The organism is Reyranella sp. (assembly GCF_044224635.1).
Classification (GTDB): domain Bacteria; phylum Pseudomonadota; class Alphaproteobacteria; order Reyranellales; family Reyranellaceae; genus Reyranella.
Map to the genome: position 1 here is coordinate 41341 of NZ_JBGAKA010000010.1, position 19412 is coordinate 60752.

The following is a 19412-nucleotide window of genomic DNA, read 5'->3' on the forward strand; positions in this document are numbered from 1 at the left end:
TTGTTTCCTCCCTCCTCAGATATTCCAGCGGCGATCGAGGGTCGGGATCGCGTCGAGCAGGGCCCTCGTATAGTCGCTGCGTGGCGATTGCAGGATCGCTTCGGGCCGGCCGAACTCGACCAGCTCGCCCTGTCGCATGATCGCCATGACATCCGACAGGTAATAGGCCGTGCTGAGGTCGTGCGTGATGTAGACGAAGGCTACACCGAGACTGGCGCTCAGCTCCTTGAACAGATTGACGATGGTCATGCGCAACGACGCATCGACCATGCTGACCGGCTCGTCGGCCACGATCAGCAGCGGCTTGGCGATCAGCGCGCGCGCCACCGAGATGCGCTGCAGCTCTCCGCCGGAGAAGGCGCGGATGCCCTTGCCGGCGACCTTGGCGTAGCTCAAGCCGACCGCGGCCAGCGACTCCTCGACGGCGGGTCGCGGGTTGGCCCGCATCGCCGCATCCCCCAGGTTGACTGCCGTGCGGGTAAGATACTCCTCGAGCGGCAGCTGCAGGCTGAACGCCTCGAACGGGTTCTGGAAGATCGGCTGGACCAGCTTGCGGAGTGTGCGGTTGTCGACGGTGCGCGCGCCGGGCGCCACGATGCGCTGGCCTGATACGGAAACTTCGCCGGCATCGGCCGTCACCAGGCGCAACAGGATGCGGGCGAGCGTGGTCTTGCCGCTGCCCGATTCGCCCACGATCGCCAGCACCTTGCCGTCCTCGGGCCGCAGCGCCAGCGACACGCCGGCCAGCGCCGCATGCGTCTTGCCGCCTAGAAGGCCGCCTTGGCGGTAGATCTTGCGCAGGTCGCGCACCTCGAGGATGGGCTCGCCTGCCATCACGCCACCGGCCCGCGCATGAGCAGGCAGGCGGCGGTGCGATCTCCGCCGGCCTGCAGAGGATCGGGGTCGGTCGTGGCGCAGTCCCCGAACGCGCTGACGCAGCGCGGCCGGAAGCGGCAGCCCTGGGGCATGTCTAAAAAGTCGGGCGGCCGGCCGTCGATGCCGATCCTCGGCTGCTTGTCGCCGACCCGCGGCAGCGCCTCGACCAGGCCGCGCGTGTAGGGATGGGCCGGCCGATGCAGCACGTCCTCGGCCGGGCCGATCTCGGCCAGGCGGCCGGCATAGAGGACGGCGACGCGGTCGGCGACCTGGGCATGCAGGCCGAGATCGTGCGAGACGATGACGATCGAGTTCTTCCGCGCCCGCTGCAGGCGCACCAGGCTTTCCAGGATCTGGCGCTGCACCACGACGTCGAGCGCCGTCGTCGGCTCATCGGCCAGCACCACCGCGGGATCGACGTAGGCGGCGAGCCCGATCAGCACGCGCTGGCGCATGCCGCCCGAGAGCTGATGGGGATGCAGGCGCAAGGTGCGCTCAGCGAGATCGAGCTCGGTCAGGGTCTGCACCACGCGCGCCCGTCGCGCCGCCCGGTCGGGGCTGGCATTGGCAGTGCCGGCGTCGAGCATCTGCGGGGCGATGCGCATCAGCGGGTTGAGGGCGCTCATCGAGCCCTGCGGCACATAGGAGAAGATCTCCCACCAGTGGCGATGGAAGTCGGCGCAGTCGATGGTGCGCCGGCCGTCGGGATCGCGCCACAGCACGCGGCCGGAAAAGATCTCCAGCCCGTCGCCGAAATTGCCGTAGAGCAGCTTCAGCAACGTGGTCTTGCCGCAGCCCGATTCGCCGGCGATGCCCAGGATCTCGCCGTCGCGGATCTCGAGCGAGACGCGGTCGACCGCTTTCACCAGGCCGCGCGGCGTGCGGTAGCCGGCCGTCACGTTGTCGACGATGATCACTGCGCCCTCGCCGGGTTGACGCGCAGCCGCTCGGCAAGCTCGTTCGACACCAGGAAGAAGCCCACGAAGGTGAGCACGATGGAGATGATCGGCGGCAGCAGCCACCACCAGCGGCCGGCGATCAGCGCCTGGTACTTGAGCGCCCAGTAGATCATGGTGCCGATGGTCGGCACGTTGTCGTTCGACAGGCCGAGGAAGGCGAGACTCGCCTCGACCGCGACGACCACCAGGATGGTGTTGATGAAGTTGGCGGCCGCCCAGCCGCGCAGGTAGGGCACCATCTGGCGCCACAGGATGCGGCCGATCGATTCGCCGGAGAACCAGGCGAGGTTGACGAAGTCGCGTTCGCGCAGGGTGAGCGCCACGGCACGGATCTGGCGCGCCGGGAACGGCCAGTTGAAGATCACCAGGATGGTGCCGACCGCGAGCAGCGAGGTCTGGCCCTTGGTCATCGACGACAGCAGGATCAAGAGCGGCAGGCTCGGTATCACGATCAGCACGTCCATGACGAAGGACAGCACGCGATCGAGCGGGCCGCCGCGATAGCCGGCCAGCAGGCCGACGGCGACGCCGATGATGGTGGCGAGTGCGGCCACGCTGACGCCCAGCATCAGCGAGTTGCGCACCGACCAGGAGAGCAGCCAGAACGTATCCTGGCCGAGCGCCGTGGTGCCCAGCCAATGATCGAGTTGGGGCAGCATGTTGCGCGGATGGGTTTGCCAGATGCGCGGGTCGTCGGGCGCGAAGAACGCCGCCACCGGGCCGACCAGCACGATCAGGCCGACGATGGTGCATCCCAGGATCAGGCGTCCGTTCATCGCGTCACGTCACCCGGATGCGCGGATCGAGCAGCGGATAGAGCAGGTCGATCAGCAGGGTGGCGGTGGCGACGGCGACGATCGACAGCGAGACCGTGCCCATCAGAAGATTGTAGTCGCCCTGCAGGATCGCCGTGTAGATCAGCGAGCCCAGCCCCGGGTAGTTGAACACGATCTCGGCGATGATCGAGCCGTTGAACATCAGGCCGAGCTGCAGGGCGAGGAAGGTGACCTGCGGCAGCATGGCGTTGGGCACGACGTAGCGCAGCAGCAGGCGCGGCCGGCCGATGCCCTTCAGCTGGGCATAGACGATGAAATCCTCGTCCATCAGGGCCGACGACAGGGCGCGCATCGACAGCATCCACCAGCCGAAGGTGACGGCGATGATGGAGAGCGCCGGAAGGAAGGAATTGTAGACGATGCTGGTCAGCAGCTCCCAGCTCCAGGCCGGGCCGCGCACCGTCGTGGTCAGCGGGAAGACCTTCCAGACGAAGCTGAACAGGATGCTGAGCACGAGGGCGAGGATGAAGTAGGGGATCGGGTAGAGCACGATCGCCACCGCCTCGAGCACGCGCGAGACGCGGCGGCCCGGCATGGTGCCGATGACGAGGCCGATGGCGTTGCCGATCAGCCAGGCGATCAGCACCGAGCACAGCAGCAGGCCGAAGGTCCAGGGCAGCGCCTGGGCGATCAGCTCGCGCACCGGCGTTGGATACATGGCGAGCGAGGGGCCGAAATCCTGGCTGAACAGGATGCGGCGCAGGAAGCCGAAATACTGCTCGAGGATGGTGCCGTTGAGGCCAAACGCATCGCTCAGCGACTCGCGCAGTGCGGTCACCTGCTCCTGTTGCATGTAGGCGCCTTGCGACATCATGCGGCCGAGCATCGCCTCGACCGGATTGACCGGCATCAGGCGCGGGATGACGAAGATGAAGGTGATGCCGAACAGCACCACGGCGACGTAGCTTGCCAGGCGTCCGAGAAGGAACTGGGCGTAGCGGGCCATCGCCGGGCAAGCCGTTCGTCGGATCGCTTGGCGTTGTCAGATCACTTCGAGGTAATCGCGGTCGGGCAGCGGCTTCAGCGGCGCGTGCGGCAGGGTCTGGTACCAGAACGCCACCGAGGCGAGGTCGTCCTGCAGCGGCAGGTAGCGGCGCTCCTTGTCCGGCCGCCAGCCCAGCGCCTGGATGGTGACGCGCAGTCCCTTGTCGAAGCGCACCGGGTCCATGATGTGCCAGCGGTACATGCCGAAGCGCTGCTGCGACTTGTAGATGCCGTCCGGCCGGATGACCTGGCACAGGCCGGCGTAGGGCGTGCTGAACTCGCTGTAGGCATGCGGCTTTTCCGGCTCGCAGATGCCGACGTCGAAATTGTAGGCGCCGCAGAAATAATCCTCGGTGCCGGTGCCGCAGATGGTCGGGAACTGGCCGTCGCCGTCCATGAAGAACTTGATCTCGCCTTCGCCCCACCAGCCGGTGTTGTTGCTGCCCCACGCCATGTAGGTGCCGACGTAGTGGCCCTTGCCCGTGATGCCGTCGATGATGGTGTGGTCGGTCTTGTAGGCCAGCGGATTGGAGCGCCGGAAGCTCGCGTGGAAATAGGCGGCGTCGGCCGGCACGTCGGTCAGCGTGTAGTCGATCTGGTAGTAGATGCGCGTCTCGACCTCGTCGAGGTTGGTCAGCGTGACCCGGCAATGCTTGCGGAACGGCATCTCCCAGTAGCAGTTGAAGGCGCGTCCCGGATTGACGCAGACCGCCAGCGAGTTGACGTGGGCGTAGCGCTCCCAGCCGTTGGCGAAGAAGTCGCCGATCGGGCATTCGACCGAGGGATTGGCCGCATTGTCCCAATAGATGCGCACGATGAGGAAGCGCCAGCGGCCGCCGCGGATGGTCGCCCAGATGTGCTGCAGCGCGCCCGGCCCGTCGATGTCGGCCAGCACCGTGGTGGCGCCCGGCGCCACGTCGATCGACGGCGAGACCTTCCAGCCCTGACCGAGCGAGCGCGCCGGCGAGGCGCCGGTGCCCTCGGTCGCCATGCCGCCCTTGCCGGGCTCGCCGGTGAAATTCTCCGGGCTGATCGAGCGCGTCCTGGCGTCGGACAGACGCGACAGGTTGCCGAGATGCAGGCCAAGCCCGTTGAAACCCGTCATCGCCGTTCCCTCCCAGGATCGGACCGTTGCGTCGATTGCTTGCCGGATTCGTATCGAAACGTTTCGATCAGGTCAATGCACATTGATCGACGCAATGCCGTGTGTAATTCTCGGACCGGATGCCGAAACGATTCGACAAGAAGCCCACGATGATCGACGTCGCCAAGGCGGCGAAGGTGTCGCTGGCCACGGTTTCGGCGGCGATCAACCAGTCGGCGCCGGTCAGCGAGGCGACCCGGGCGCGCATCGACAAGGCGATCAGGAGGGTCGGCTACAAGGCCAATGCCATCGCGCGCAGCCTCAAGACCGGCACGACCTCGACCATCGGGCTGATGGTGGCCGACATCACCAACCCGTTCTTCACCACGGCGATCCACGCCATCCAGGAGGTGGCGCACCGGCACAATTACAGCGTGATGCTGTGCTGCAGCGACGAGGACCCCGACAAGGAGCGCACCCACCTGCGCCTGCTCGCCGATCGCATGGTCGACGGTTTCATCGTCGCCACCGCCGGCGAAACCCCGGAACTGCGCGACCTGGTGGAAGGCGGCCGCGCGCCGGTGGTGCTGATCGACCGTCACGTCGATGGCCTCGAGGCCGACGCCGTGGTGATCGACAACGTGGCGGCGACGCGCGATGCCGTGGGGCACCTGGTGCTGGCTGGCCATCGCCGCATCGGCCTGATCACCGGCCGGCGCACCTTGTCGACCGGCCGCGAGCGCTACGAGGGCTATCGCCGCGCCTTGAGCGAGGCCGGTATCGCCTTCGAGCCCGCCCTGGTCGGCAGCGCTCATTTCGGCGCCGACGACGGCTACCAGGCGGCCAACAAGCTCCTGTCGCTGAAGGACCGGCCGACCGCGATCTTCGCCTGCAACAACCTGTCGGGCCTCGGCCTGATGCGCGCCCTGCACGATGCCGGCCTGCGCTGCCCGGACGACGTCGCCGTCGCCTGCTTCGACGATTTCGACTGGGCCGAGGTCTTCCATCCGCGCCTGACCACGGTCGCCCAGCCGACCCAGGCGATCGGCATCCAGGCGATGATGATGCTGCTCGAACGCATGCGCGACGACACCGCCCGCGCCCTGCCGCCGCGCCTGGTGCGCCTGAAGGCGCACCTCAATGTGCGGGATTCATCGCGGCTGCCGGCCTCATCCTCCTCCCCACGAAGTGGGGAGGTGCCCCGTCACACGGGGCGGAGGGGTCATGAGCCATGATTCGGGCTTCATGTTTGAAGGCTCATGACCCCTCCGTCGCGCAAGACGCGACACCTCCCCAGCGAAGCTGGGGAGGAAAACGATCATGGCGCAAGCGGCCGCAGCACGGCGCGCAACGGGGCGCCGTCGCTGGCGGCGATCTTGATGGGGAGCGCGATCAGCTCGTACTCGCCGGGCTCGACGCGGTCGAGGACGAGGCCCTCGACGATGCGGATGTCGTGGCGGTCAATTTCGTGATGGGCGTCGAGCGTCTTCGAATCGGCGGGATCGACGGAGGCGGCGTCGACGCCGATCAGCCGAACGCCGCGGCGGGCAAGGGAGGTGACGAAGGCCGGGTCGAGACCCTTCAGGTCGGCGTCCCATTCGGTGGGATAGCGCTCGTACTGCCGGATGAGGATGCGTTCGACGCGATCCGGCAAGGCCGGCACCACGTCGGCTTCGCGGATCGTGCGGCCGGTGGCGCCGCGCGCATCGACGACGAAGCAGCGGCCGATGAAGGGCTCGAGTGGCAGATCGGCGATGCCGGCGCCGTCCTGCCTGTAATGCAGCGGCGCGTCGGCGTGCGAGCCGATCTGGCTCGAGGTGACGATGCTCGAGACATTGACCGGGCAGCCCGGGCCGATCTTGACCACGCGCTCGATGGTGAACGGCGTGTCGCCCGGCCAGCCGGGCAGGCGCGGCTCGAGCACCGGCGAGATATCGATCAGCATGGCGCACTCCTGTCGGTTCTGAACGAAAAATCCCTCCCTTCGACTTCGCTCGGGGCAGGCGCTGATGAATCCCATAGGACGCCCATTCTATCGGGTTCTTGGGCCTGCGCCGAACATTCGTACCCAAATTTGTACACACATGAATGGCCGTCTACTTGATGACCTCTTCAAACTTGGCAATGAGGATCTTGCTCGCATCAAAATACTCTTGTGCGGCTTTGTATCCGGGTGTGTGGCCGCCTCCGTGCGCAAGAACGTTGCGTATTCCATAGCAGCCATTGATTTGCGTTTTCACCTGGTGGTTCGTGTTGACAAACGCCTCAAACTTGCGGCCCCAGTTAGAGTCAAACCTGAAAAGAAAGGCGCATATCTCATCGCAGTCGAAGTTTGTGCCGCGCCGGAAGTATCGAGAGAGGAATTCCACTACTTGTGGTGGAATGCGCTTGTCAAAGCGTTCCATGATAAGCAACTCAACGCACCGCTCGATATTTCCACAAATCTGTATGCACGCCAGTCGGCACAGATGCTCCGCAATCAGAGGATCGCTCTGTGAAGTCGCCTTCGCGGCCAGGATGAGTTTCTCTAGGGAGGCGAACCTCGCTTCAGTCGTGAAGGACACACCTAGGCGCCCCTAAAGGCCTTCACGGCAAGAGAACGGCGGTTCTTGACGCTGTCCTCAACCGCGGTTGCACGCTCGCAGTAGCGCAGGAAGTTCTTGTCCTTCAGTAGGGTGTCGTACGCCGCCGCAAGAGACGCAGTTGTAGGAGGAGGCTTGGAGTGATCCGCAAGTCGCTCCGCGACCCCTAACATCACGCCCTCGTACACGGCAGCGTTCAGTGCCCGGATTGGTCGGAAAACCGTCGCCCCCTTGGCCTCGAAGCACGCTTTGATCGCGTCTGCGAACGTCTTCTTCAGTGCCATCAGTTTCCCGGCATCGGCGTTCGAGTACTCGGCTGTGAAGGTGTTTAGGAAGTCTCGCATAGGCGCCTTGTACTTTTCGTGCCGTTCCCTGAGTGCCAAGAAGCGCAGGATGAGTTCATGGTCCTTGAGGCGCGCATTGCGGCGGCTTCCGAAGACCGCTCGCCAGTTCCTATCTTCATTCAGCAGCCGAATGGTGTCGAGGAACGGGCCGTCGTTGATGCAGTTGCGGATTTCCTGCGGCGAGAGGCGAATGCCGCCGGTATTGATGCGCTCGAACACGAAATAGAGGCTCTTGAGCGTGTCCTTCGGTTCATCCTGCTGGAATACCGTCGTGTGCACTACCGAGTCGCTGAGTTTGAGGCGGTCGGCGGCACTGAGCTCGCCGTAGGTCAAGTTCGCCCATTGCTGGCGAACCCCGACGAGGCGGAACGCGCGTTCACCGAACAGGCCGCTATGGAAGAACTGAAGCGTGCGTAGTCGTTGCTGGCCGTCGACAACCATGTGCCGACCCGTCTCTACTTCCTTGTAGAGGAAGATGCCTGGAATGGGCAAACCCATGAGCAGGCTCTCGATGAATCTTGAGGCATGCCTTTGCGACCAAACGAAGCGGCGCTGGAATTGCGGAACAAAGAAGGCTTCAGAGTTCATCCGCGAGACGAGCGTATCGACAGTGTAGTCGACACCGTAACTCGTGATCGTAAACTTCGCGTCGCCCGGTTGCTCGAGCAACGACTCATCCTCGACATCAACGTCAAGTGCCAGCCGGTACTCGTCCTCGATCTCAGGTGGCTGGTCCTCAGGAACACCCTCTTCGTCTGCTGGCGTTGTTTTGGTTGCCATCAATACCTCATCGTCGCCTTTCAATTGTACTGGCCCCAGGCGCAAATAGCCACGCACAATGGGAAGCCGGTGCGGGTCGAGGCTTGCGATCCTGCAGTCGTGCCCAGCGTGCCCCGGCTGGCCGTCGTGAGGTGCGCACTCCTTGCCTCGCCTCGCCATGTCCCGACAGCGGACTGCCTGACATGTCGCAGGATCCTGCGCTTCGCTGGCCGCTGTACGCAATGGTACCTGCGATGAGCCATCGACTGCCAATCTAACAGACTGTGAGAGATTCCGAAGCGCTCGCATTGGCCACATTGTGTCATCACTTTGCGAGCACCTTGGTCTTGCACGCTGGCCACCCTGGATCACGAAAGGGAGATCGTGTACGCGTCGAGCCGCTTGTCGAGTCGTTGCTCTGTCAGATCATCTATGATCTCGGCGAACCATCGATAGCGCGCCAGCCAGGGTCGGTTGCAGAGCGCGATGCCGGCACGGTCGACGAGTAGGTGAGTGATCGCATCGACGTCGTCGAAGAGCGGCACGTCCAGGTCGGTTTTGTGCTCCAGAAAGGCGTGCGCCAGCCGGTCTCTGATCGGCAGGAATTCCGACGATGCGAGGTCGGGACAAAATATCCCGTTCTGTGGATGGTCTCGTTGACGCATGACACTGGTAAGTTACGCTTGACGGCAAGGTCGAGTGCCGCGGGTGGACTAGGCACTCGACCCCACTCCTGCCAGTTCGCAGATCCCGGGAGGGGATGACGGTCTTGACCTTGGGAGAGGTGGCCGTCTCCACCCGCGAACAGCGTCAGAGTACAGGCCATTCCTGGGGATAATCTCGCCACAACTGTCCAATAGGACTGAATAGCGTGGACAACGTGGACAGCTACATGCTGTGTCGCTGCCCTCTCCCGGTGACGATTGCGAACTTCCGTCACCGTCTTCCCGAACAGGCTTCCCGCCTGCAGCTGGCGGATCGATGCTGTCGGCCGTTGGATCGTTCGAGGCGGCCACCCGCCTGCATTGTGTGACGTCAAGGAAATCTGAGATGCCTCGCGAAGATGAGGCTTAGCGCGCAGGGCAGGGCGCTTCGCTCAGGATGACCGCGTTGGTGTCGAGATAACCGATGTCATCCCAGGCAGCGGGGGACCTTTCGTCTTGTCGATGCCTGATCCAGGCCGACCCTCCGCTATCGCTGCAGCCGCGCCTCGCGCGAGACGTTCGCGCGCTCGGGCAGCAGGCCTTGCGGCCGATAGAGCAGCATCAGCACCAGGATCAGGCCGACCAGGACGACGCGCAGCGCCGAGGCCTGCTGCTTGAGTCCGGTCGGCAGGACGGCGCCGAGGACGGTCTCGGTCATGGTCCACAGCGCCCAGATCAGCACCGCGCCCAGCACGGCGCCGTAGTTGTTGCCGCTGCCGCCGACGATCAGCATCACGTAGACCTGAAAGGTCAGGATGGGCAGCAGGTCCTGCGGGCTGACGAAGCCGGTGAAGCTGGCATAGAGCGCGCCTGCGAGGCCCATCAGCATGGAGCCCATGACGAAGGTCTGCAGGCGGAAGGCGAAGGCATTCTTGCCGAGCGCCGCGCTCGCCTCCTCATCCTCGCGGATGGCGCGCAGCACGCGGCCCCACGGCGAGCGCACCATGCGTTCGAGCGCCCACACCACGGCGGCGATGATGGCGACCACCATCACCAGGAAGTAGGTGTTGGCGGCGACCGGCGATGCGGCCAGCCCGGCGAACGGCCGCGGCAGGCTGTGCAGGCCGTCGAAGCCGCGGGTGATCGGCTTCAGGTTCATCGCCAGCAGCTGGATGCACACGGCGGCGCCGAACGTGCCGATGGCGAGGAAATCGTGGCGCAGCCGGATGGTGAGCAGGCCGACCACCAGGGCGACCAGCCCCGAGGCGATCATGGCGCCGAGATACCCCGCCAGCGGCGAGAGGCCGAAGCCGCCGAACGCGTCGGCATAGGTCGGCCCGGTCAGGAACGCCGTGGCGTAGGCGCCAACGCCGAAGAAGCCGACGACCCCGACATTCATGATGCCGGTGAAACCCCATTGCAGGTTGAGGCCCAGGGTGGCGATGGCGTAGATGCCCGACACGACGGAGAAGAAGACCAGGTAGGACAGGATATCCATCAGGCCTTCTCCCCGAGGATGCCCTGCGGTCGCACCAGCAGCACGAGGATGACGACCAGGAAGGCGACAGCCTGCCGGTATTCCGGCGCGATGTACTGCACCGTGATCGCCTCGGCGATGCCGATCAGCAGCGCGCCCAGCACCGCGCCGTAGACACTGGTGACGCCGCCCACGATCATCGCCGCGAACATCGGCAGCAGGAGCTCGAAGCCCATCGACGGATTGAGCTGGACCGAGAGGCCGAGCAGCACGCCGGCGATCGCCGCCAGCCCGGCGCCGATCAGCCACGTAAAGCGGATCACGCGATCGACGTCGATGCCGTTGACGCGCGCCAGCGACGGATTCTCGGACACCGCGCGCATCGACTTGCCGAGCGTCGTGCGCGAGAGGAACAGGTGCAGGGCGACGACCATCACCGTCGTCACGATGACTGCTAAAAGGTCGTTCGGCGTGATGCGGGCGCCGCCGATGCTGAGCGCCGGCTGGATCGCGAAGGCATAGAATTGCGGATCGTGGCCGGCGAACAGCACGACCAGGTTGCGCAGCATCAGCGCGACGCCGAACGAGGCCATGATCAGGCTGATGCGCGAGGCGTTGCGCAGCCGCAGTTGTCGGTAGATCGAGCGGTCGATCAGCAGCGCCAGCAGGCCGTTGAGCAGGGTGGCGCAGGCGAGCGCGCCGATCAGCGGCCAGCCGAAGGCGAGGCCGGCGATCGATCCGGCGGTGCCGGCGAGCGCTACGCCGCCGAGCGCGATGTAGGCGCCGGTGGCGATGTGATCGCCCTGCGCGAAGCTCGGGAAATTCAGGATGTTGTAGATCATGCTGAGGCCGACCACGCCCAGCACGATGAACGACGCGGCGACGACGCCGTCGGCCAGCACCTGGATCACGACGCCAGCCTCGTCGTCGAGCCGAGATAAAGCGCGCCGACCTCGGGGCTGGCGAGCAGGTCGTGGCCGCTGCCCTCGAAGCGCTCGCGTCCCTCGGCGAGCACGTAGCCGCGATCGCAGATCGCCAGCGCCGCCTTGGCGTTCTGCTCGACCAGCAGGATGCTGACGGCGTTTGAGCGGATTTCGAGGAGCTTCTGGAACACCAGCTCGACCATCTTGGGGCTGAGGCCGGCCGACGGCTCGTCGAGCATGAGGAGATGCGGCTCGGCCATCAGGGCGCGGGCGACGGCCACCATCTGGCGCTGTCCGCCCGACAGGCGACCGGCCGCCAGGCGGCGAAAGCGGGCGAGGTCGGGAAACAGCGCATACATCTCGGCGATGCGCTGGCGCATCTTGGCGGGTGCACCGAGGCCGCCAAGCTCGAGATTTTCCTCGACGGAGAGGCGCGTGAAGACGTTGCCGACCTGCGGGACGTAGGCCACGCCGGTGCCGACCAGCTTGTGCGTGGCAAGGCCGCGGATGCTCTCGCCGCGAACCAGAATGTCGCCGCTGCGCGCCGGCACCAGGCCGGCCACTGCCTTGACCAGGGTCGACTTGCCGGCTCCGTTCGGCCCCAGCACGGCGACGATTTCGCCGTCGTCGACCCGCAGCGAGGCGCCGCGCAGGATCGGCACGTCCGGGACATAGCCCGCCACCAGGTCGGTGACGGCGAGATGCGGCACGGCAGGCTGGGGCACGGCAGCGCTCACGCCGCGCCTCCGAGATAGGCGTCGAGCACCCGCGGGTCGTTGCGCACGGCTTCAGGCTCGCCCTCCATCAGCAGCCGGCCGCCGGCCATCACCACCAGCGGGCGGCACAACCGCATGATGAGGTCCATGTTGTGCTCGATGATCAGGAAGGTGATGCCGCGCGCGTTCAGCTCGGCGATGCGCTCCATGATCTGGCCGAGCAGCGTCGGGTTCACGCCGGCGCCGGGCTCGTCGAGCAGGATCAGGGACGGGTCGGACATCAGCGCGCGCGCCAGTTCCAGGAGCTTGAGCTGCCCGCCGGAGAGATTGCGCGCGGGCTCGTTGGCGAGATGGACGAGATTGAGGAAAGCCAGGATCTCGCGCGCCTTGTCGCGGTTGGCGCGCTCCTCGGCGCGGACGCGGCCGGGGCGCAGCAGGGTGTTCCAGAACGACTCGCCGGATTGCCCGAGCGGCGCCAGCATGGCGTTTTCCAACACCGACATGGTGCCGAACGGCCGGGGAATCTGGAACGTGCGGGCGATGCCGTGGCGGTAGATCAGGTGTGGCGACAGCCCGTCGATGCGGCGCTCGCCGAAAACGATGCGGCCGCCGCTTGGCCTGAGCGCGCCGGCGACGATGTTGAACAGCGTGCTCTTGCCGGCGCCGTTGGGGCCGATCAGGCCGGTGATGGTGCCGCGCGCCAGCGTGAAGCTCACGTCGTCGACGGCCTTCACGCCGCCGAAATGCTTGGAGGCGCCGTGCAACGCAAGCATCACATCCTCTCGCCTCTCCCGTAGTCGGGGCAGGGCATTCGCATACGACAAGAAAAATCATCTCCTCCCCAGCTTTGCTGGGGAGGTGCCCGGTCATACGGGGCGGAGGGGTCATGAGTCACAAGAGGCAACGGGGCCATGCCTCATGACCCCTCCGTCGCCGTAAGACGGCGACACCTCCCCAGCGAAGCTGGGGAGGAGAATGTAGGCGCGTCCAAATGCGAATGCCCTGCCCGATTACAGGGAAGGAATATGATGGAATATGATAGTCACGTCCCCGTCTTCGCCTTGATGTCGGCGACGTCCTGGGCCGACACGTTCTTCTTCTGCGTAAAAATCTTGTTCTCGAGCTGCCAGCCGACGAACGGCGTCGAGACATCGCCGTACTGGTCGTAGGTCATCGGGCCGGTGGCGCCGACGTAGCGGATGGTCTTGCCGTCGCCCAGCAGCTGGACGGCCTTCTTGTAGTCGTCGACCGTGGCCATGATCGGCGTGCCGTTGGGATCGGTGACCTTGCCGATGGCGGCGGCGATCGCCTTGCCGTCCTTGTAGTCCTTGGCCGCCATCATGGCCAAGCCGATCAGGGCGGCGGCGTCGTAGCCCGAATCGCGTCCCGGGCCGGGTCCCTTGCCGGGATCGAGATTGTAGCGCTTCTCGTAGGTCTCGTAGAACACGCTGCGGCTGTTGGGCTGCGGCGCACCGGGCGTCACGAACCACGCGTCCTTGAGGTACTGGTCGCCGATCTGCTCGACCACCTTGGCGTCGTTCATGCCGAGCGGGAAGATGAATTTCTGCGTGCCGCCGAGCGAGATCCAGTCGCGCAGGATCTTGCTGCCGTCGATCGGCGTGGCGGCGATATAGACGGCCTCGGGCTTGGCCTCGAGCGCCTTGTTGACCTCGGCGCGATAGCTCGGCTGCTCGGCGTTGTAGGTGACCGTGCCGGTGATCTCGCCGCCCATCGCCTTGAAGGTGGCGGCGAACTGCTTGCCGAGATTGTTGCCCCAGTCGTTGTTCAGGTTGAAGACCGCGATCTTGCGGTAGCCGGCGTCCCACGCGATCTTGGCTGCGGCGACGGCCTGCAGCGCATCGGACGGCAGCACTCGGAAGAACAAGCCCTTCAGCTTGCCCTGGCGCGCCATCTCGGTGAAGGTCGGCGACGACGAGGCCGAGACGATCACCAGAACGCCCTTGTCGACGGTGACCGACGTCAGCACGGGGCCGGTGACGCCCGACGTGACCGGCCCGACGATGGCGCCGACCGCATCGAGGTCGACCAGGCGCCGCGCCGCATCGACGCCGACCGATGGCTGGGTCTGGTCGTCGCGCACGATGTAGTCGAGCTTGCTGCAGTCGCCGACCTTCCAACCCGCGGCGTTCAGCTGCTCGACGGCGAGTGCCGCGGCATTGCTGATCGGCGGTCCGAAGGTCGCGTAGGAGCCGGTCATCGACAGCACCGCGCCGATCTTGGCCGGGCAGGCCGCGGCCGATCCCGCGAACAGCGCCCCGGCAATGCCGGCGAGCAGCAACGTCTTGAATGTGCTCATGATGGAAGTCTCCCTTTCTTGCCTCTCCACCTGTCTGACGATTTGACGACGCTTATGGGCCTATGATGCAGGGCCGTCGCACTTGAAAAAGCCCTTCATTCTGACCAGAACCGAGCGCTGGGGGCGCGCCACTCCCGTGGCGCGGTCATCGTCGATCACACAGAAGACGCGCCACGGGAGTGGCGCGCCACATAGGCGCCAACTTTGGTTGGCGGGCCAACAAAATCCTCATCCTGAGGAGGCCGCCCCTCGAGTTCCTCGGGATAAACTCCGCGGCCGTCTCGAAGGATGGGCCACACGCAAAATCCGTGAATATGCGGTGTCGCAGCACCTGCTCTGTTGCCGACCCTTAGAGACGCGGCCCGCCGGGCCGCTCCTCAGGGTGAGGTCCCTTTGCAAGTTGGCGCCTATGAGTGGCGCGCCCCCAGCGGGCAGCTCCGCTCGGGATGGCGGAGAAATTGTCATATGCATTTGCCGTGTTGCCATGAAGCTGGTCACGTCGCAGTTTCCGTGCCGGTGTCCTGCCACGGCCGGTCCTCGAGCGAATTCTGGTTGGGCCGCATGATCCGGCCATGGCGGCCGGTGCGGTCGTTCTCGAGCTCGTAGCAATCGCCCAGGGGACCGGTGCGGCGGGCGCAGATCCCAGCGAGCGCAGCGCGGTCGGCATCTGTGAGGGCGATGTCGAAGACCTTCTGGTTGCGCGCCAGATGGCGCGTCGAGGTGGCGCCGACGATGCAGCCGGCGATGTCCGGCCGATCGAGCGTCCAGCGCAGCGCCACCTCGCCGGGGCCGACGCCGAGCCGGTCGCCGATCCCCTTCAGGGCCGCGAGCAATTCCTGGAACAGCGGCCAGCCGCCGAAATCCTCGATGATCAGCTTGTACTTGCGCAGGCTGCGATTGGCGAAGGGCTCGCCGGCTTCCGGCTTGCCGAGCCACGCCTCCGAGATGAACCCGCCGAGCAGATGGCCATAGGTGACGACGGCGATGTTGTTGGCGCGGCAGAAGTGCAGCTGGCCGCGTTCCGGCCGGCCGTCGACCAGCGAATACTGCAGCTGGTTGACGGCGACCGGCACGCCGGCCGCGATCATCTCGCCGAGCTGCGGCGTGGTGAAGTTGGTGACGCCGATGTGCCGGATCTTGCCCGAGCGCTGGAGGTCCTTCAGCACCAGCGCGGTTTCCACCGCGCCGGGCACCTTGGCGTTCCACCAGAAGAACTGGACCAGGTCGAGCGTGTCGACGCCGAGGCGTTGCAGCGAGCGGTCGATGATCCTGACCGTGTCGGCGGGGCTCAGGGTCGCCAGCGCATCCCAGTCGGGCACGTACTTGGTATGGATCTGCAGGCGCTGGCCGAGCTCGGGATAGGCGCGGCGGAAATCGCCGATCAGCTGCTCGACCCCGAGATAGTGATCGGCGCAATCGAACGTGGTGATGCCCGCCTCGACAAACGCCGCCATGTCGTCGATCGCCTGCGCAGCGCCGACGCTGGCACCGTGCCCGCTGGACAGATGCCAGCCGCCTTTCAGCAGCCGGGAGATGGAATAGCCGGGCAGGATTTCGCGGCGCTCGATCGTCATGTCTCACTCTTTGCGGCGGGTTGGTCGAGCGGCACGGCGGTCGTCTCGGCGTGGCTGAACCGGCGCCGGCCGATGCGCGTGATACGAAAGCGGCTGGGGCAGTTCGGATCGGGACAGGCCACGTCGGAGTCGGTGCTCATCCAGTCGTTGGGATGGGTGTCGCGCTGCTTGGCCGCGAGCATGGGCAGGATCGCCGCCAGGGCATAGATCGAGAAGCCCTGGCCGGACGGCAGGTGCAGCACCTCGCCGCGCAGCTCGAAATAGTCGCCGACCGTCGAGTTGCACCACAGCTTGGCGCCGGGCGGCGCCACCACCTCGACCCGGAGATCGTAGAGCTCGAAGGAGTCGTCGCGGCTCATGTCGCGGCTCATGGCATCACGCTCTTCAGCTCGACGGTGCGCTTCTCCATGGTCTTCACCACGTCGAAGGCGATGGTGAAGAAGCGGTCGATGTCGCGCTCGATGGCGGCGCGCGCGTCGGCTGGCTGGCGCCGCCGCAGGGCATCGATCAGCTCGACATGGTGCAGCGAGCGGCCGCCGGCGACGTCGCGGTGCTCGACGCTGGGCCGGATGTAGGGGCCGACCTGCAGCCATAGGCTGTCGATGATCGGCGGCAGCACGCGCGAGCCGGAGAGGGCATAGAGCCGGGCGTGGAAGGCGCGGTTCTGCGCCACCAAGCCGTCGACGTGATTGACCGCATCGGCTTCGATCTCGCGCTCGATCAATCGCTCGAGCTCGTCGATCTCGGCCGGGCTCGCCCGCTCGGCCGCCAGCTCGGCCGCCAGGCCTTCGACGGCGATGCGCGCCCGGCGAACGTCCTCCAGGCCGGCGCGATCGATGATCGGCACGGCGGCGCTGCGATTGGGGCGGCCGACCAGGGCCTTTTCGGCGACCAGCTGGCGGATGGCGTCGCGGACCGGCTGGGCACTGGTCTCGAAGGCCTCGGCCAGCTCGCCGATGGTCAGGGTCTGCCCGGGGCGGAAATGGCCGCTCATCAACAGGTCGCGCAGCTGCTCGTAGACGCGTTCGTGGATGGTGGCGCGATCGACGGGCGTGACGCCCAGCGGTTCGGCGGAAAACACGGCCATGCTCTTCGTCCGTCTCCTGACCAACTTGCTATCTTTAATATTTGATCATATATCGATGCACGGCAGATGCGGCAAACGGTTTTTGGTGGAGTCGTGGGATGTCGAAGGAATTGAGCGAGAACCAGCTGAGCTACATCGGCCATCTGCAGCTCGACCGGCTGCTCTCGTGCCTGCAGCCGCTCAGCACGCATCCCGAAGAGCACGTCTTCATCACCACGCACCATTCGCTCGAGATCTGGTTCAAGCAGCTGCTGTTCGATCTCAAGCGCATCGTCGCCCATTGCGACGCCGATGAGCTGGCGCAGGCCAACTGGCTGCTGAAGAGGGTCGCCGAGATCCTGCGGCTGGCCGAAGCGCATTGGACGGTGCTCGAGACCATGTCTGCCGCCGACTTCCTCGAGTTTCGCGGCAAGCTCACCGGGGCGTCGGGGCTGCAGTCGCGCCAGTTCCGCGAGCTCGAGGTGCTGTGCGGCCTGCACGAGATCGCCGGCGAGGAGTATGCGCGACGGGTCGAGGAGGCCTGGCCGGGCATGATCGCCGGCACGCCGCGCACCCTGCGCGCCGCCTTCTTCGGCGCCATCGCCCGTTCGGGCCATCGCCCGGAGGACATCTATCGCAACCGCTGGAAGCAGTTCGACCTGTTCTCCCTGCTCGAAAGCATCTTCGAGCTCGACCGCCGCGTCGCCGCTTGGCGGCAGAGCCACATCCTGATGGTGCGCCGGCAGATCGGCATGCGCACCCGCGGTACGGGCGGCATGGTCGGCCAGGACTACCTGGCGGCCACGACGCGCCATCTGTTCTTTCCCGAGCTGTGGGAATTGCGCCACGACATGTCGGCCGGTGCCGGCGGCGAGGTCGTGGCTGCGGAGCCAAAGACATGAGTGACGTCGCGGCAAGACCGGCGGGGACAGATGTGTTCGCGGCGGCACGCGCCGAGGCGGCACGACGCGATGCCGCCGATCCGCTGGCGCGCTTTCGCGACGCCTTCGTGCTGCAGGCCGGTACGATCAATCTCGACGGCAACTCGCTGGGCTCAATGCCGCGCGCCGTCGCGGCGCGAATGGAGCGCGTTCTCGGCAGCGAATGGTCGCAGGGCCTGATCCGCAGCTGGGGCGGCGCGGGCTGGTTCAACCTGCCGGAGATCGTCGGCGATCGCATCGCGCCGCTGATCGGGGCAGGGGCCGGCGAGGTCGTGGTCGGCGACAGCACCTCGGTCAACCTGTTCAAGTGCATCGCCGCGGCGCTGGCGCTCCGCCCGGAGCGCCGTGTGCTGCTGCTCCAGGAGGACAATTTTCCGACCGACAACTACATCGCCCAAGGCATCGCCGACATGGTGCCGGGTGTGTCCTTGCGCGCGGTGAAGTCGACGGACTCGTTTGCCGATGCGATCGACGAGTCCGTCGCCGCCATCGTCCTGAGCCACGTCCACTATCGCACGGCGCTGGTCGAGGACATGGCGGCGATCAATCGCGCCGCCCGTCCCGCCGGCGCGCTCACCGTGTGGGATCTGTCGCACACGACCGGTGCCGTGCCGGTCGACGTCAACGGCGCAGGGTGCGACTTCGCGATCGGCTGCACCTACAAGTATCTCAACGGCGGGCCGGGGGCGCCGGCCTATTGCTGGGTGTCGCCCGAGCTGATCGAGCGGACCCGGCAGCCGCTGTCGGGCTGGATGGGGCACAAGACGCCGTTCGAGTTCAGCTTCGACTACCAGCCGGCGGCGGCGATCCGGCGCTTCGTCTGCGGCACGCCGCAGATCCTGAGCCTGGCAGCCCTCGACGCGGCCCTCGAGCTGTGGGCAGAGGTCGACCTGCCGCAGCTTCATCACAAGTCACGCGATGCGACGGAGTTCTTCATCGACCTGGTCGAGCGCGCGTGTGCCTCGTTCGGTGTCACGGTCCAGTCGCCGCGCGACGCCAGCCGTCGCGGCAGTCACGTCGCCTTCGGCTACCGGAACGGGCTGCAGGTCATGCGCGCCCTGGCCGCGCAAGGCATCATCGGCGATTTCCGCATGCCCGATACGATGCGCTTCGGCGTGGCGCCGCTCTACATCGGCTACGCGGATATCGTGCGCGCCGTGGAGGCGCTGCACGGCATCCTGCAGACCGGCAGCTGGGATCGCGCGGAGTTCCGGGGCACGACTGTCGTGACCTGATGCGGTGCATTCTGTCACGAAATAGTCGATTCAGTTGTGACGACAATGCTGTCATCCCGAGCGTCGCGAGGGACCTTTCTGCGGCCTCAAAGATC

At 66.0% G+C, this 19412-nt stretch carries 20 protein-coding genes; 3 read left to right on the forward strand and 17 right to left on the reverse strand.

Annotation, left to right across the window (positions count from 1 at the left end; genetic code table 11):
* Nucleotides 1-15: 15 nt before the first annotated feature.
* Genes ACILR9_RS11715 through ACILR9_RS11735 form a run of 5 tightly spaced genes read right to left on the reverse strand, consistent with a single transcriptional unit; the run spans nt 16 to nt 4760 of the window.
* Nucleotides 16-834, reverse strand: a complete 819-nt coding sequence (locus ACILR9_RS11715; RefSeq protein ID WP_395710105.1) for an ABC transporter ATP-binding protein — start codon at nt 832-834, stop codon at nt 16-18.
* Entirely contained in the window at nt 834-1793 is a 960-nt protein-coding gene (locus tag ACILR9_RS11720; RefSeq protein ID WP_395710106.1) for an ABC transporter ATP-binding protein, read from the reverse strand. The genes ACILR9_RS11715 and ACILR9_RS11720 overlap by 1 nt, the downstream gene beginning before the upstream one ends.
* On the reverse strand, nt 1790-2611 hold the full coding sequence (locus tag ACILR9_RS11725) for an ABC transporter permease (protein ID WP_395710107.1): 822 nt from the start codon (nt 2609-2611) through the stop codon (nt 1790-1792). The genes ACILR9_RS11720 and ACILR9_RS11725 overlap by 4 nt, the downstream gene beginning before the upstream one ends.
* Before the next feature lie 4 nt (nt 2612-2615).
* Nucleotides 2616-3617 (reverse strand): ABC transporter permease, encoded by a 1002-nt coding sequence (locus ACILR9_RS11730; RefSeq protein ID WP_395710108.1) that lies wholly within the window; start codon nt 3615-3617, stop codon nt 2616-2618.
* Nucleotides 3618-3653: 36 nt separating this feature from the next.
* Nucleotides 3654-4760, reverse strand: a complete 1107-nt coding sequence (locus ACILR9_RS11735) for a glycoside hydrolase family 172 protein (RefSeq protein WP_395710109.1) — start codon at nt 4758-4760, stop codon at nt 3654-3656.
* Between the two features lie 149 nt (nt 4761-4909).
* On the opposite strand from ACILR9_RS11735, the gene ACILR9_RS11740 reads away from it, so the two are divergent.
* Entirely contained in the window at nt 4910-5974 is a 1065-nt protein-coding gene (locus tag ACILR9_RS11740; protein ID WP_395710110.1) for a LacI family DNA-binding transcriptional regulator, read from the forward strand.
* An 83-nt stretch (nt 5975-6057) separates the two neighbouring features.
* On the opposite strand, the gene kynB is transcribed toward ACILR9_RS11740, so the two are convergent.
* The 12 genes from kynB to ACILR9_RS11800 all read right to left on the reverse strand — a co-directional run bounded on the left by kynB (nt 6058) and on the right by ACILR9_RS11800 (nt 17162).
* Entirely contained in the window at nt 6058-6684 is a 627-nt protein-coding gene (gene kynB, locus ACILR9_RS11745) for an arylformamidase (protein WP_395710111.1), read from the reverse strand.
* A gap of 151 nt (nt 6685-6835) precedes the next feature.
* Nucleotides 6836-7303 carry a HEPN domain-containing protein gene (locus ACILR9_RS11750; RefSeq protein ID WP_395710112.1) on the reverse strand — a complete coding sequence of 156 codons (468 nt, stop codon included), beginning with the start codon at nt 7301-7303 and terminating at the stop codon, nt 6836-6838.
* Between the two features lie 2 nt (nt 7304-7305).
* Nucleotides 7306-8445, reverse strand: a complete 1140-nt coding sequence (locus ACILR9_RS11755; RefSeq protein ID WP_395710113.1) for a DUF262 domain-containing protein — start codon at nt 8443-8445, stop codon at nt 7306-7308.
* Nucleotides 8446-8792: 347 nt separating this feature from the next.
* Complete coding sequence (locus ACILR9_RS11760) at nt 8793-9089, reverse strand: hypothetical protein (protein ID WP_395710114.1); 297 nt, start codon at nt 9087-9089, stop codon at nt 8793-8795.
* A 526-nt stretch (nt 9090-9615) separates the two neighbouring features.
* On the reverse strand, nt 9616-10566 hold the full coding sequence (locus tag ACILR9_RS11765; RefSeq protein ID WP_395710115.1) for a branched-chain amino acid ABC transporter permease: 951 nt from the start codon (nt 10564-10566) through the stop codon (nt 9616-9618).
* Nucleotides 10566-11456, reverse strand: a complete 891-nt coding sequence (locus tag ACILR9_RS11770) for a branched-chain amino acid ABC transporter permease (protein ID WP_395710116.1) — start codon at nt 11454-11456, stop codon at nt 10566-10568. Before ACILR9_RS11770 ends, ACILR9_RS11765 begins: the two co-directional genes overlap by 1 nt.
* Complete coding sequence (locus ACILR9_RS11775; RefSeq protein ID WP_395710117.1) at nt 11453-12205, reverse strand: ABC transporter ATP-binding protein; 753 nt, start codon at nt 12203-12205, stop codon at nt 11453-11455. Before ACILR9_RS11775 ends, ACILR9_RS11770 begins: the two co-directional genes overlap by 4 nt.
* Nucleotides 12202-12957 (reverse strand): ABC transporter ATP-binding protein, encoded by a 756-nt coding sequence (locus ACILR9_RS11780; RefSeq protein ID WP_395710118.1) that lies wholly within the window; start codon nt 12955-12957, stop codon nt 12202-12204. The genes ACILR9_RS11775 and ACILR9_RS11780 overlap by 4 nt, the downstream gene beginning before the upstream one ends.
* Nucleotides 12958-13226: 269 nt before the next feature.
* Complete coding sequence (locus tag ACILR9_RS11785) at nt 13227-14501, reverse strand: ABC transporter substrate-binding protein (protein WP_395710119.1); 1275 nt, start codon at nt 14499-14501, stop codon at nt 13227-13229.
* Between the two features lie 494 nt (nt 14502-14995).
* Entirely contained in the window at nt 14996-16075 is a 1080-nt protein-coding gene (locus tag ACILR9_RS11790) for an aldo/keto reductase (RefSeq protein ID WP_395710120.1), read from the reverse strand.
* On the reverse strand, nt 16072-16434 hold the full coding sequence (locus ACILR9_RS11795; protein WP_395710121.1) for a TIGR04076 family protein: 363 nt from the start codon (nt 16432-16434) through the stop codon (nt 16072-16074). The genes ACILR9_RS11790 and ACILR9_RS11795 overlap by 4 nt, the downstream gene beginning before the upstream one ends.
* An 8-nt stretch (nt 16435-16442) precedes the next feature.
* Complete coding sequence (locus ACILR9_RS11800; RefSeq protein WP_395710122.1) at nt 16443-17162, reverse strand: GntR family transcriptional regulator; 720 nt, start codon at nt 17160-17162, stop codon at nt 16443-16445.
* Between the two features lie 98 nt (nt 17163-17260).
* Between ACILR9_RS11800 and ACILR9_RS11805 the strand changes: the two genes are divergently transcribed.
* Nucleotides 17261-18043, forward strand: a complete 783-nt coding sequence (locus ACILR9_RS11805) for a tryptophan 2,3-dioxygenase family protein (RefSeq protein ID WP_395710123.1) — start codon at nt 17261-17263, stop codon at nt 18041-18043.
* A complete protein-coding gene (kynU, locus tag ACILR9_RS11810) occupies nt 18040-19317 on the forward strand; it encodes a kynureninase (protein ID WP_395710124.1) in 1278 nt (425 codons plus the stop codon). The genes ACILR9_RS11805 and kynU overlap by 4 nt, the downstream gene beginning before the upstream one ends.
* Nucleotides 19318-19412: the final 95 nt, after the last annotated feature.